Annotated in this window: 12 protein-coding genes and 1 other annotated feature; of the genes, 10 read left to right on the top strand and 2 right to left on the bottom strand. The window is 29.2% G+C overall.

Translation table 11 applies throughout. The features are described 5' to 3' along the window. The first annotated feature begins 166 nt into the window (after positions 1-166). From E6248_RS00755 to E6248_RS00745, 3 genes are all read left to right on the top strand, one after another. Positions 167-589, top strand: a complete 423-nt coding sequence (locus E6248_RS00755; RefSeq protein WP_316338941.1) for a hypothetical protein — start codon at positions 167-169, stop codon at positions 587-589. A 109-nt stretch (positions 590-698) separates the two neighbouring features. Next, positions 699-950, top strand: a complete 252-nt coding sequence (locus tag E6248_RS00750; protein ID WP_316338940.1) for a sortase — start codon at positions 699-701, stop codon at positions 948-950. Positions 951-1147: 197 nt separating this feature from the next. Continuing rightward, complete coding sequence (locus E6248_RS00745; protein ID WP_316338939.1) at positions 1148-2914, top strand: aminopeptidase P family protein; 1767 nt, start codon at positions 1148-1150, stop codon at positions 2912-2914. A 53-nt stretch (positions 2915-2967) separates the two neighbouring features. Here the strand turns inward: E6248_RS00745 and E6248_RS00740 are convergent, their stop codons facing one another. After that, positions 2968-3468: an aromatic acid exporter family protein gene (locus E6248_RS00740; RefSeq protein WP_316338938.1), complete on the bottom strand. Its 501-nt coding sequence runs from the start codon at positions 3466-3468 to the stop codon at positions 2968-2970. A 31-nt stretch (positions 3469-3499) separates the two neighbouring features. After that, positions 3500-3979 (bottom strand): aromatic acid exporter family protein, encoded by a 480-nt coding sequence (locus tag E6248_RS00735; protein WP_316338937.1) that lies wholly within the window; start codon positions 3977-3979, stop codon positions 3500-3502. A gap of 147 nt (positions 3980-4126) precedes the next feature. Here E6248_RS00735 and E6248_RS00730 point away from each other — a divergent pair, with 147 nt between their 5' ends. From E6248_RS00730 to metG (E6248_RS00700), 7 genes are all read left to right on the top strand, one after another. After that, positions 4127-4465 (top strand): hypothetical protein, encoded by a 339-nt coding sequence (locus E6248_RS00730; RefSeq protein ID WP_316338936.1) that lies wholly within the window; start codon positions 4127-4129, stop codon positions 4463-4465. 183 nt (positions 4466-4648) lie between these two features. Beyond that, the gene (locus tag E6248_RS00725; protein ID WP_316338935.1) at positions 4649-5446 is read left to right on the top strand and encodes a MurR/RpiR family transcriptional regulator; all 798 of its coding nucleotides are present in this window, start codon (positions 4649-4651) and stop codon (positions 5444-5446) included. A gap of 162 nt (positions 5447-5608) precedes the next feature. Beyond that, positions 5609-7474, top strand: coding sequence for a beta-glucoside-specific PTS transporter subunit IIABC (locus E6248_RS00720; protein ID WP_316338934.1), 1866 nt, complete (start codon positions 5609-5611; stop codon positions 7472-7474). Positions 7475-7495: 21 nt separating this feature from the next. Next, entirely contained in the window at positions 7496-8965 is a 1470-nt protein-coding gene (locus E6248_RS00715) for a family 1 glycosylhydrolase (protein ID WP_316338933.1), read from the top strand. Positions 8966-8982: 17 nt separating this feature from the next. Continuing rightward, entirely contained in the window at positions 8983-9828 is an 846-nt protein-coding gene (locus E6248_RS00710) for an HAD family hydrolase (RefSeq protein ID WP_316338932.1), read from the top strand. Positions 9829-10219: 391 nt separating this feature from the next. Then, positions 10220-10455: a binding site (T-box leader), on the top strand. A gap of 213 nt (positions 10456-10668) precedes the next feature. Continuing rightward, the gene (gene metG / locus E6248_RS00705) at positions 10669-12612 is read left to right on the top strand and encodes a methionine--tRNA ligase (RefSeq protein WP_316338931.1); all 1944 of its coding nucleotides are present in this window, start codon (positions 10669-10671) and stop codon (positions 12610-12612) included. A 192-nt stretch (positions 12613-12804) separates the two neighbouring features. Next, positions 12805-14394 (top strand): methionine--tRNA ligase, encoded by a 1590-nt coding sequence (metG, locus tag E6248_RS00700; protein ID WP_316338930.1) that lies wholly within the window; start codon positions 12805-12807, stop codon positions 14392-14394. Positions 14395-14510 lie beyond the last annotated feature (116 nt).

Here is a 14510-nt window from a genome sequence, read left to right as displayed (position 1 = left end):
ATTTTCGGCAAAGTTTTGTAACAGTTACTTATTTAACGTATATTTATTTTATGAATAAAGTAGTAATTAAAATGTTAATATAAGTAATAATTTTGAAGTTTTATAAAAATAGTCTATAATTATAATATATTGTATTAAATGTTTAAAATGTTATTGGAGGTTACAAGTGAACGGAGATTTAATTAGGGCTTTACCTTTCTGGAAAAGTGAAGATATAGGAATTATATCTAAGATATGTTTGACTTTTACAACAGTAATAATGGGGTTATTATCAGGAGTTACATGTTTACTACAGGGTATTAGAGTATTGAGTTCAAGTTCAGGTTTTTCACAAGGAGATGTTCTTAGTGGATTATTGTATTTAATATCAGGTGGTGCATATATATGTTATTATATTTATGTTAGAAAGGGATTCTACTTAAATAACTTTAAATATATTATAAAAGCATGCTTGATGTTTGTAATAGCATTTTTTTCTTATAGATGCGTAATCTTTGGAATGAATATGGGAAATTTGATCAATGCTACACTTATAACTATAGTTTTATTAAATCCTTTAATTAAGATTATACTTAAGGATATTTCATAAGTAGTTATTTTGAAAGTATTTAATATTGTAGTATTGGCTTTAATTTTATTAAACGTATATAATATAATCAGCATGACAATATGGTAATTATAGATATATAAGATGATTTGTGGAAATAAGGAAGACTTTGGAGTATGAAATATTTTCAGTTTATATAGAAGATGCTACTCTCGAATCCTATAAAGCTAAGTTTAACAATGATGAAGATTATAGTAATTATATAAATGAAGCAATAAGCAAATCATTTTTTAGTTTTGCTGTTAAAGATATAGATAAAGGCAAAATAATAACACTAACCACATGTACTAATGTTACTGAAGAAGAAAGGTTAATAGTACATGGAAAACTGATTGACAATTAACAATTAGAAATTAATAATTAACAATTAAGTATGAAACTCAGCTTTTGCTGAGTTTTTGTATTTTAAATTTGATTATAAAATTAAAGAGTATTTGGTAATGGAATTATAGTAATAAATCATTAAGGTTTCTTTTATGGATTATATTTATCTGTATTGGTATAATAATACTTAGATAGATAAAATAAGGAGGAAAAAGTATGAGCAATTTAGAAAAACTTAGAGAAGTAATGAAGTCAGAAAATATAGATTATTATATTATTCCAAGTAGTGATGCCCATCAAAGTGAATATGTAGCTAATTATTTTAAGGGAAGAGAGTTTGTATCTGGATTTACAGGTTCAGCAGGTACTCTTTTAGTTGGATTAAAGGAAGCGTATTTATGGACAGATGGAAGATATTTCATTCAAGCAGATAGTCAATTAAAGGGCAGTGGAATTTCTCTTATGAAAATGAGAACTCCAGGATATCCAAGTATTGAAGAATGGCTTAAAAAGAATGTTGCTTCAGGAGAAGTATTAGGTTTTGATGGAAGTGTTTTTTCTGTAGATCAATATGAAGGATATTTAAGAATAGCTAATGAAAATAATTTTACTATAAATATGAATAAAGATTTATTAAATAAGATTTGGGACACAAGAAGCGAGCTTCCTAAGAATAAAATCTTTATACATGATGTTAAATATGCAGGAAAATCTGCTAAAGAAAAGTTAGAAGAAGTAAGAAATCATATGAAGGAAGTATCAGCTGAAAATTATATACTTTCATCATTAGATGATATAGCTTGGTTATGTAATATAAGAGGTAATGATATTGACTTTAATCCAGTTGCACTTTCATATGTAATAATAAAACTAGATAGTGCAATCCTTTATATAAATGGAGAAAAAGTAGATGCTGAAACTAAAGCTGCATTAAACAAAGAAGGATTTGAAATAGCAGAATATAGTGATGTAGAAAAAGATGTTCAGCTTATAAAAGGAAAAACTTTAATTGATTCAGGTAAGGTTAATGCTAAGTTATTTACAGTTTTAGATAAAAAAGTTGAAGTTATAAAAGAAATGAATATTACTACAAAGTTAAAAGCTATAAAAAACAGCACTGAAATAGCTAATTGGGAAGTTTCTCAAGTAAGAGATGGGGTAGCCATGGTTAAATTTATTAAATGGCTAAAAGAAAATATAGGAAAAGAAAAAATAACAGAAACATCTGCTAGTGATAAATTAACTGCGATTAGAGCTATGGGGGAAAATTATAAGGGAGATAGCTTTGGAACTATAGCAGGATACAAAGATCATGCAGCAATGATGCATTATAGTGCTACAAAGGAAAGTGAATATGAGTTAAAAAAAGAAGGAATGTTCCTTGTAGATTCAGGTGCACAATACTTAGATGGAACTACTGATATAACAAGAACATTTATATTAGGACCAATTACAGAAGAGGAAAAAACAGATTATACATTAGTATTAAAAGGCCATATAGCATTATCTTCAGCTAAATTTTTAAGAGGGGCTACAGGTGTTAACCTAGATATACTTGCAAGAAGGCCTTTATGGGATCGTGGAATAGACTATAAATGTGGAACAGGTCATGGAGTTGGATTCTTCTTAAATGTTCATGAAGGACCACAAGGAATTAGAGTTGAAGGTAATTCAACTGTATTAGAACCAGGAATGATATTAACTAATGAGCCAGGAGTATATAAAGAAGGTAAGCACGGAATAAGAACAGAAAACACATTATTAGTAGTGGAAGATGTGAAGTCAGAAGAATTTGGTGAATTCTATAAATTTAGAACAATATCCTATTGTCCTATAGACTTAAATGGTGTAAATGTAGAGCTACTTTCTCCTGAAGAAAAGAAATGGCTAAATGATTATCATGAAACTGTTTTTGAAAAATTAAGTCCTTACTTAAATGAAGAAGAAAAAGATTTCCTAAAGCATGAAACTAGAAGTATATAAGGAAATTAAAATATAGAATTATGGAGCTGTCATAAAGGCAGCTCCATTAACAATTATGCTTTATTTGAATCTGGTGGCAAAATAAATTTATTAACTAAAAGTCCTATGAATATACCAAAAAGAGTTTCTATAGTTCTATTAGCAGCATAGAAAATTGGATCGGTAAAAGCATGAGCTGTAGTTACAGCTAGGAATGCTATACAGGAAATGTTTATAGCACCAGGTTTTTTTATTAAATTACAAATATATATAACTACAATTATTCCTAAACCGATAGTTATATAAACTAAAAGCTTACTAATAGGATATATATCAATTTCAAATGTGAAAAATCTACATAGTATTAAGAAGGTTAGTCCGATAATAGCACCAAGTATAGTTCCAAGACCCCTATTTATAGCCATATTTATAGAATTAGAAACTGTATCTTGAACGCAAAAAACAGAAGTCATACAAGCAAAAAACGGCTCGCTTGGGAAAAGTAATAAGCATAAAAATACTGCAATAGCAGTCTTAATTGTTCTTAGTCCGATTTTTGGGAAAGTAATTTTCATAGAGTATCTCCTTATCTTTAGTTAGTTTAATTTATCTAATTTTTTTCTCTTTTGGAGGATGGATATACATATTAATAAGAATCGCTATAACCACTCCAAAAGCAGTTTCTATAGTTCTTCTAATAGAATACATAAGTGGATCATCATAACCATTTGATATAAGGATACCTATTAATACGATTGATGCAATTGAACATGCTGCAGGTTTTTTTATAACATTACATGAATAAATTATTAAAATAACTCCAATGGCAGTAACTAATGGAAGAATAGGTTTTAATGAGAAAAAGTCAATTGCAGTAAGCAAAATTAGTCCTAATATACCACCTAACAATGTTCCGATTAATCTGTTTCTACCTATTTTAAGAGAGTTTTCTACAGTATCTTGCATGCAGATTACAGCTGCTATTGGTGCAAAAAGTGAATTCTGCCAGAATAGAAGACAAATCAAAACAGCAAGTCCTGTTTTAATATTTCTAGAACCCATAGAAGGAAATTCAATATTTTTCACAGTATCAACTCCAATCTTTTTTTACATTATATCATAGATTTTATAGTGATTTTCTTATAAAGTAGGTTGCTAATATAGAAATAAGTGGTATAAAATTATTTTAATAATGTTATTATCATTTAATTAAAGTGAAAGGATAAGATTTATATGAGTTTTTGGATATATTTATTGATTGCAGAAGCAATACCAGTAATACTATTTGTTTTAGGAGGATTATATGAAAGTAATTCAACTAAATATAAAGAAAATAAGATTAGTTATAAGAGTATTCATGCTGATAAAGATAAAGCATCTTTTGAATATTGTAATAAAGTAGCAGCTAAACTTTTTGGAGCAACAGGAACTTTACTATTTATAGTTAATGCTATAAGTTTATTCTTGTTTGGAGAGGGATCTTTTACATTTGTATTATTATTTAGCTTATTTATGGTGGGTCTAACAAAAATGTTGATAGACATGCTTATTAAAAAGAAAATGGAAGCTTAAACTAAATAAGAAGTGTATAGAAAAATTATAGAGTAAATAATTAAGTTTATACTTTTAGTAAAACATATAATTAAGTTTATATTTCAGCTAAGATATAATAAAATGATAATAAGGGATAAAAGGAAACGAGTATACTCACTTATATAAATATAAATGAGTATACAAAGGGTGAGGGTGAATATAATGATTCAGGATATAATAAAACAGCTTCAAATTATAGTGAATGCTGAAAGTGAAGATGTTACTTATACTACTATAGCAAGAGTGATATTAGAAAATATACAAAGAGGAATGGAAGATATAACTATTTTACAATTGGCGGATATGTGTTATACATCTCCTTCAACTATAAGTAGATTTGTTAAAAAACTAGGATATAGTAATTTTAATGAATTCAAGACGAAATGTGTAGAAAGAAAAAACCTTGGAACAGAGATACTCTCAGATAATGTAAAAAATATATATTTTAACTCTAAAAATGATAAGGAAGTTTTATCGAACCTTGTAAATTCAATTAATGTTTCATTAAAGGAATTTGTAGATAAGCTTAATTTAAATGAAATTGATAATTTGATCAGTATGATACATGACTATAAAGAGGTATATTTCTTTGGATTTCACTTATCAGGTTATTTTATACAACATCTACAGTATAATCTTTTTGATTTAGGTAAGTATGTTAACTTTGCATCCCAGGAAATCAGTCAAGAGAGATTAGCGAAACAGACAGATGAAAATAGCTTAGCTATTATTTTTTCGGTGGATGGAAACTATTTAAGACAGAAGTCGCAAGTTTTTTATTCTCTTAAAGAAAGAGGAGGTAAAATTGTACTTGTTACTCAAAATCCAGCTTTGAAAATGGCATCTCAATGTGACTATGTTAGTTATCTTGGAAGTTATAAGAGTGCAACAGAAGGAAGATATAAATTACATCTATTTACAGAAATATTAATTAATAGATATTATCAAAAATACAATTGAAAGCATAGAATGAATCCGTTTTCAAAAAGTGAAAATAATTCTAAACATAGAAAAGCCCTGCATATGTTGAAGGCCTTTCTATGTTTTTTTTATGCTAATATAAAATCAAAGAAGTAAATTAAAAAGGTAAGTAATAGACTGAAAAATAAAGGAGGATAAATAATGAATAAAGTTGAGCTAGCCAAAAAGATTATTATTGAAATGGGTGGAAAAGAAAACATTTCTCAGAGCTGGCATTGCATTACACGATTACGCTTTAATGTAATGGATGAGAAAAAGGTAAATATTGAAAAGATTAAAGGTATGGAAGGTGTAATGGGTGCACAGTTTCAAAGTGGTCAATTCCAAGTTATCATAGGTAACAAGGTTGCAGAAGTCTTTGAAGCAGTTAGCAATGAACTAGGACAAGAACGTGCTATAAATACTACAGGAGAGAAGAAGAGAAAAAATGTAATTGATATCATTTTTGATACTATTTCAGGAATATTTACCCCTATTTTGCCAGCAATAGTAGGTGCAGGTTTATTAAAGGGAGTTATGGCGTTATTAACAGCTTTAAAATTAATTTCAGAATCTAATTCAGAATATGCAGTTTTAAGTATGATTGCAGATGCACCATTTTACTTTTTACCGTTTTTAGTTGCTTTTTCAGCAGCTAAAAAATTCAAAACAAATGAATTTTTAGCAGTAACCATTGCAGGGGTAATTATGTATCCAACTATTATTAATTATGCAGCATCTGGAGAAGTAGCTTCTTTAAGTTTCTTAGGATTAAGTATTCCAATGATTAACTACAGCTCTACAGTTATTCCTATTATTTTAGGGGTATGGCTATTAAGTTATATTTATAAGGTAATAGATAAATTTGTACCTAGCCTTTTTAAAATAATAGTTACACCTTTACTTGTTTTATTGATTACGTCTACATTAGTTTTAATATTTATCGCACCATTAGGAAATTATGTTGGTGTATATGTAGAAAGATTCTTTTCAGGTTTATTTAATGTAGCAGGACCATTTGCAGGAATGTTACTTGGTGGATTGATGCCTTTAATTGTAATTACAGGTATGCATTACGCTTTCTTCCCAGCTGCATTTGCAAGCTTAGGTAGCTTAGGATATGATATCGTATTGCTTCCAATGAATTTAGTCAGTAATTTGGCACAAGCAGGAGCAACCTTTGCAGTAGCAATAAAAAGTAAAGATAAAAAAATGAAATCATTAGCTACTTCAACAGGTATTTCAGCAGTATTTGGAATAACTGAACCAGCTATTTATGGAGTAACTTTAAAACTAAAGAAACCTTTCTATGCAGCATTAATAGGAGGAGCTATTGGTGGTGGTATATTTGGAACATTTGTTGTTAAAGCATTTTCATTTTCACTTCCTGGAATTACAGCACTACCTTCATATATTCAAGAGGGTACTAATAACTTTATGTTTGCATTAATAGGAATAACCTTAAGTTTTGTAATATCATTCTTAGTAACAATGATGTTTAAATTTGAAAATGGAGAAAAGGAAAATACATTAAATTTAGAAAATAATAAAAATAGCATTGATTCTATAGAGATATTATCACCTATGGCAGGAAAAGTAGTGCCACTTTCAGAAGTTCCAGATTCAACTTTTGCAGATGGATTAGTTGGTAAAGGTGTAGCTATTATACCTTCAATCGGTATTATGAAATCTCCTTTTAAAGGAAAAATTACAACTATAATACCAACTCAACATGCAATTGGGTTAACATCTAACGAAGGAATTGAATTACTTATTCATATTGGAATAGATACTGTTAATCTAAATGGAAAAGGTTTTACATTGAAAGTTAATGTGGGACAAGAAGTAAATATTGGAGATGAATTGATAGAATTCGACATGAATTTAATTGAAGAAGCAGGTTTAAATTTAATATCACCCATAGTAGTAACCAATAATGATAAGTTTCCAAATGTAAACATTAATTTTAGTGAAAAGATTCCTTATTATACAGATTTTACAGAAAAATTATTAACTATAAGAAAATAAGATTTTAGGAGGATAATAGATATGGAAGAATTAAGAATTGGTTTCCCAGAGGGATTTTTATGGGGAGGAGCTACTGCTGCTAACCAAATTGAAGGAGCATTCAATGAAGGAGGGAAAGGATTATCTACTTCAGATATGGCTGCCTATAAAGATCCATATGCATCAGGAAAAGTTGATAACTTTACCTTTAATGTAACATCTAAGGAGTTAGAAGAGTATTTGACTTATCCAGAAAAATATAAGTTTCCAAAACGTTGGGGAATAGATTTTTACCATCGATACAAAGAGGACATTGCTTTATTTGCAGAAATGGGATTTAAAGTATTCCGTTTATCAATTTCTTGGGCAAGAATTTTCCCAACTGGATTAGAAAAGAAACCAAACGAGGAAGGATTAGCCTTTTATGATAGCGTATTTGATGAGTTAGCTAAATATGGGATTGAACCATTAGTTACTATGTCTCATTATGAAATGCCAATTACATTAGTACAAAAATATAATGGCTGGAAAAGCCGTGAATTAATAATGCTATTTGAAAAGTATGCTAGAGTATTGCTTTCTAGATATAAGAATAAGGTGAAGTATTGGATCACGTTCAATGAAATGAATATGTCTTTGCATAGTATTTATACTGGGGCTGGTATTTTAGGAGATGTAGTTGAAAATAAAATGCAGGAAGGATATCAAGCTGTTCATAATCAATTTGTAGCAAGTGCTTTAGTAGTAAGAGCAGCGAGAGAAATTGCACCAAATGCTAAAGTTGGTTGTATGATAAATCAAATTGAATCATATGCAAGAACAGCTAAACCAGAGGATCAGTTACAAGCATTAAAGGCTAATCAATTAAATATGTTCTATCCTGATGTACAAGCAAGAGGAAAATATCCAACATATATGATTCGTTTCTTTGCGGATAATAATATTAATATTAAAATGGACAAAGATGATGAGCAAATTCTTGCTGAAGGAACAATTGATTTTGTTGCAATTAGTTACTATATGTCTCATGTGGCAGAAGCGCGTGAGGATGCTACTGCTGTAGCAGGTACTTTTGATAGTGCAATTAAAAATGAATATTTAGAGCTTTCTGAATGGGACTGGCCAATTGATCCAACTGGATTACGTATTTCATTACTTAAATTATATGATCGTTATCAATTACCATTGTTTGTAGCTGAAAATGGGTTAGGCGCAAAAGATGTATTAACTGAAGACAAGAAGATTCATGATCTGTATCGTATTGAGTATATTAGAAAGCATATAATAGCTATGAAAGAAGCAATTAAAGATGGTGTAGAAATTATGGGATATACTACTTGGGGCTGCATTGACTTAATTAGTTGTGGAACATCTCAGATGAGTAAACGTTATGGATTTATCTATGTTGATCAAGATGATGAAGGAAATGGAACTTTGAAGCGTATACCTAAGGATTCATTCTATTGGTACAAAGAAGTAATTAAATCGAATGGTAAAAACTTAGGTGAATAGTTTTTAGGAGTGTGTAAATGAGTAGAAAGTTGATTTTCATAGATGTTGATGGAACACTTTGCGATTCAGCTGGTGAGGTACCAATATCCGCAAGGGACGCAATTCAGAAATCTAGAGATAATGGACATTTGGTATATATTTGTACTGGTAGATCAAAACCAGAAATAACTGAAGATATATCATCGATTGGGTTTGATGGTATGATTTGTGCTGGTGGTGGATATATAGAAATTAATAACGAGATAGTAATTCACGAAAAAATGCCTGCGAAACATGTAGTAAGCCTATTAGAGTATTTTGATAATCATTACATTGCGTACTATATTGAATCAAACGATGGATTATTCGGGAGTAAAAATTGTAGAGATGTTATTTTAGCACAAGCCACTAAGGGGCTTGAAAAAAATAGTAAGGAATATAATGAAGCAAAGAATGAAATGAATTGGTTTTGTGAAATACTAGATAAGTACCATAATAAATCAGTGGATTATAATAATGTAAATAAGGTTTCATTTATTAGTAATGGACATCCTTATGAAGATATATTTGATGAATTTAAAGAAGAGTTAGAAGTATATCGTAATACTGTACCACAGTTTGGAAGAGACAGTGGGGAAGTTGGTATTAAAGGGATAAATAAATCAACAGCTATTAATTGTGTTATTGAATATTTAAATATAGATAGGATTAATACATTAGCTTATGGCGATGGTGAAAATGATATAAGTATGTTTAAAACTGTTAATCATTGTGTAGCAATGAGGAATGCAAAACCAGAGTTAATAAAAATAGCTAAAGAAGTAACGTATGAAGCTGGTAATGATGGAATATATTCTAGCTTTAAGAAAAATAATTTAATATAGATATATTTAAAAAGCTACTATACGTAAAAGATGTTTCCGCATAGTAGCTTTCTTTAGTTTTTTATTATTTGTTTTATCTAGATATTCTATGATAATAGAGAAGTAGAATTTCTAAATTTGAAAAATTCATTAATCTCAGGGATATTAATTAGAAAAATTGCTCCTATAACAATTAAAAATGATGAAGATAACGATTCCTTTAATATAAATTCATTATATAATAACAAACTATATAATGAATATTATTATGGTATTATGAATTTAAATTACTATTCTTAATTTAAATATACGATAATAAAATGTTTTATTGATATAATAAAAGTGAATAGTATTAATGATAAAATAATTGACAGTAAATTTAATATAGAATATGATTATAATAACAATGATTAAAAATGCAATGAAGAGAAGAGTAGTTAGGAAAGTCTTGTCTTTAGAGAGCTAGGGTAGGTGAAAGCTAGCGTCAAGATACCTGATGAAGATGGCCTTGGAGCATATTTCTTGAGCTTATGCTAGAGAAGTACGGGAGCAACCGTTATATTGCAAGGTGATTATTGTCACCTACTGAGATATTTATTGTGAAATAAATATAAACTAGAGTGGTAACGCGTATATTACGTCTCTATATAGGTCTTAATACCTATATAGGGACTTTTTTTAATATATGGTGAAATATAAAGAATTTAAATAGTATATATGATTTTAATATGTGATATTTTATTTAGGTATTAGTATTATCTTTTAATTGTACAAAATTATAGTATTGCAAATTATTATATTGCAACATATATACAGAACCACTTTTTATAATGAAAACTAAAACTAGGGAGGAATAATGATATGTGTAAAAAACCATATTACATCACTACACCAATTTATTATCCATCAACTAAACTTCATATTGGAAATACTTATACAACAGTAGCAGCAGATGCTCTTGCTAGATATAAGAGATTAACAGGATATGATGTAATGTTTCTAACAGGAACAGATGAGCATGGACAAAAAATTCAAAGAATAGCTGAGGAGAAGGGAATAACTCCTAAAGAGCATGTAGATGAAATAGTAACAGGAATTAAAGATTTATGGAAGATGATGAATATTAGCTATGATAAGTTCATTAGAACTACTGATGATTATCATATGAAGGCTGTTCAAGATATATTTAAGAAGTTATATGAAAAGGGAGATATATATAAGTCTTCTTATGAAGGTTTATATTGTACACCTTGTGAATCTTTCTGGACTGAAACACAATTAGTTAATGGGAATTGTCCAGACTGCGGAAGACCAGTTGAAACATCAAAGGAAGAAGCTTACTTCTTTAAAATGAGTAATTATGCAGATAAATTAATGGCTCATATAGAAGCTCATCCAGAATTTATTCAACCTGAATCAAGAAAAAATGAAATGGTTAATAACTTCTTAAAGCCAGGATTACAAGATTTATGTGTTTCAAGAACAAGCTTTGACTGGGGAATTCCAGTAACTTTCGATGAAGGACACGTAGTATATGTATGGATTGATGCATTATCAAACTATATTAGTGCGCTAGGTTATGGAAGTGATAATGATGAATTATATAAAAAGTACTGGCCAGCAGATGTTCATTTAATAGGTAAGGATATTTTAAGATTCCACACTATTTATTGGCCAATCATGTTAATGGCTTTAGATTTACCATTACCTAAGCAAGTATTTGGACATGGATGGTTACTTGTTGATGGCGGTAAGATGTCTAAGTCTAAAGGTAATGTAGTTGATCCAGTAGCATTAGTTGAAAGCTTTGGAGTAGATGCAGTTAGATACTACTTATTAAGAGAAATTCCATTTGGAGCAGATGGATTATTTAATAATGAAATCTTTATAAAGAAGATAAACTCTGACCTTTGTAATGACTTAGGAAACTTATTATCTAGAACTGTTGCTATGATTGAAAAGTACTTTGATGGAGTAATTCCAAATAATAATGTGAAAGAAGCTATTGATGATGAATTAATTAATTTAGCTTTAGAAACTCCAAAGAAGGTTAATGATGCAATAGATCACTTAAGAATTCCAGAAGCTTTAGAATATATATTTGATTTAGTAGGAAGAGCTAATAAATATATAGATGAAACAACTCCATGGATATTAGCTAAGGATGAAGAAAAGAAAGAAAGACTTGGAACAGTTTTATATAACTTAGTAGAAAGTTTAAGATTTGCTTCAGTTTTATTATCTGCATTCTTACCAGATACAAGCAAGAAGATAAATGAGCAAATAAATACTGAAAATATTACTTTTGAATCATTAAATAGTTTTGATGGAACAGTAGTAGGAACTAAGGTTCAAAAGGGTGAAGCTTTATTCCCAAGAATAGATGTTGATAAAAAGCTTGCAGAATTAGAAGCTTTAAGAGAAGCACAATTAGCTGCTAATAAAAAAGAAGAAAAAAGAGAAATAACGCCAATTAAAGAAGAAATCACAATTGAAGATTTTGAAAAAATAGATTTAAGAGTAGTAAAAGTTTTAGCTTGTGAACCAGTTAAAAAGGCTAAAAAATTACTTAAGTTAAAGATAGATTTAAATGGAGAAGAAAGACAAGTAATTTCAGGAATAGCTCAATACTACAAACCAGAAGAATTAGTTGGAAAGTATGTAGTTCTAGTAGCTAACTTAAAACCTGTTACATTAAGAGGAGAACTATCACAAGGAATGATACTTGCTGCATCAACAGATGATGATAGCTTATTAAAAGTAGTAAATCCAGGAGAACTACCAACAGGAAGCGTAGTTAGATAGAAATAAAAAATTAAAGAATGAAGAAATGAAAGAATTAAGGAATTAAGGAATTAAAAATTAAAGAATTGAGGGAGTAATTCAGCTATAACTGAATTATTAAGTATTTACAAGAAAACTCAGCTTTAAGCTGAGTTTTCTTATTATTCATTTTTTAATTCTTTCATTATTCAAATTATTATAAGGGGGGGTTTTATGAACATAATAGTAGGTAATGCATGGCCATACGCTAATGGACCATTACATTTAGGAAGAATAGCTGTTTGGATTCCAGGGGATATTATTGCTAGATATCATAGGCTTATGGGAGATGAAGTTATATTTTTATCTGGGACAGACTGTCATGGTACTCCAGTAACTATGAGGGCTAAAGATGAAGGGATAACTCCGCTAGAAGCTACAATTAAATATCATGATGAGTTTAAGAAATGCTTTGATAGCCTTGGATTTTCTTTTGATATTTTTGAAAAGACTCATTCAGAATATCATGAGGAGAAGGTTAAGGAATTCATTTTAGAGTTATATAACAAAGGTTATATATATGACAAGGTAATAGAACAAACTTATTGTGAAAATTGTAATGAATTTTTATCAGATAGATATGTAGAGGGGAAATGTCCTCATTGCAAGGAATTAGTTTCTGAGGATCAGTGTGAAAACTGTTCTGAATTAATAGATTATGAAGATCTTTTAGAAAAAAGATGTAAGCTATGTGGTAATGAAACTATTGAAAAAGAAACAAGGCATTTATTTTTCTCACTCTCTAACTTCGAAAATGATGTTAGAAGACTTTTAATAAGACAAAAGGGATGGAGAGAAAATGCTCAAAATATTGTAAAAAGATATTTAGATGAGGGACTAAGAGATAAAGCAGTTACTAGAGATTTTAACTGGGGGGTAGATGTTCCGTTAGAAGGCTATGAAGATAAAAAGATATTCGTATGGATTGAGGCTGTTATGGGATATTTGACAGCAAGTATGAAGGCTTTAGAAGGCAAAGATGAAGATTGGAAGGACTATTGGCAAGGAGAAGATTCAAGAGTTTACTTTGTTCATGGAAAAGATAATATACCTTTCCACACAGTTATATTCCCAGCTATATTAGCGGGTCTAGGAGTGAAGAATCCTAATTTAAGAGTAATTTCAAGTGAGTATTTAAAACTAGAAGGGAAGAACTTCTCATCAGTTAAGAATTGGGCAATATGGGCAGATTATATTGTGGAAAATTATAATGTAGATGAATTTAGGTATTATTTAACATTAAACTCGCCTGAAGTAAAAGATACAGACTTTACGTGGAGAGACTTTATTAATGTTTCTAATAGAGATTTAGTAAATAACTTTTCAAGCTTCACAAAAAAAGTATTAAATGAAATTGAAGAAAATTATAAGTCAAATGTACCAAAAGGAATAATATCTAGAGAGCTTAAAGATGAAATTCTAAATTTATATTTCGATATTGGGGATTATATCGAAGAAGGACACTTTAAAAATGCACTTATAGATATTATGAATTTTATAAAGAAAACTAATAGAGAATATGATAGTAAAGAAAAGAATATTTATGAGGCTTTGCAGGTTATAGCGAATTTAACTAATCTTTTAGAACCATTTATTCCAATGACTTGTGAAAAGTTAAGAGTAGCTTTAAGTTTAGATGAGCCAATTTGGAGTTATATAGAGAAAAAAGAAGGTGAAATTTCTAACATAGATCCTTTATTTGAGAAGCTAGATAGGAAAAGAGCTTCTGATGAGATAAAGAGATTGAAGGATGAGAAAAACTAATTTTAAACAGGAAAAAACCCTAGATTAAGTTACTTTGGGGAAATACTTAATCTAGGGACCATTAGATGGTTTTAGGGGTAAATAATAATGCTTTAACTACTTTACAAATATATAAT

The sequence above is a fragment of the Clostridium sp. genome (genome assembly GCF_032552055.1).
Taxonomy (GTDB): Bacteria; Bacillota; Clostridia; order Clostridiales; family Clostridiaceae; genus Clostridium.
This window is presented reverse-complemented; position numbering and strand designations above follow the sequence as displayed.

Bases quoted from the DNA above. Each gene is read 5' to 3' on its own strand.
- E6248_RS00745 (WP_316338939.1), top strand. From the start codon at position 1,148: ATGAGCAATTTAGAAAAACTTAGAGAAGTAATGAAGTCAGAAAATATA.
- E6248_RS00740 (WP_316338938.1), bottom strand. From the start codon at position 3,468: ATGAAAATTACTTTCCCAAAAATCGGACTAAGAACAATTAAGACTGCT.
- E6248_RS00730 (WP_316338936.1), top strand. From the start codon at position 4,127: ATGAGTTTTTGGATATATTTATTGATTGCAGAAGCAATACCAGTAATA.
- E6248_RS00725 (WP_316338935.1), top strand. From the start codon at position 4,649: ATGATTCAGGATATAATAAAACAGCTTCAAATTATAGTGAATGCTGAA.
- E6248_RS00720 (WP_316338934.1), top strand. From the start codon at position 5,609: ATGAATAAAGTTGAGCTAGCCAAAAAGATTATTATTGAAATGGGTGGA.
- E6248_RS00715 (WP_316338933.1), top strand. From the start codon at position 7,496: ATGGAAGAATTAAGAATTGGTTTCCCAGAGGGATTTTTATGGGGAGGA.
- E6248_RS00710 (WP_316338932.1), top strand. From the start codon at position 8,983: ATGAGTAGAAAGTTGATTTTCATAGATGTTGATGGAACACTTTGCGAT.
- metG (WP_316338931.1), top strand. From the start codon at position 10,669: ATGTGTAAAAAACCATATTACATCACTACACCAATTTATTATCCATCA.
- metG (WP_316338930.1), top strand. From the start codon at position 12,805: ATGAACATAATAGTAGGTAATGCATGGCCATACGCTAATGGACCATTA.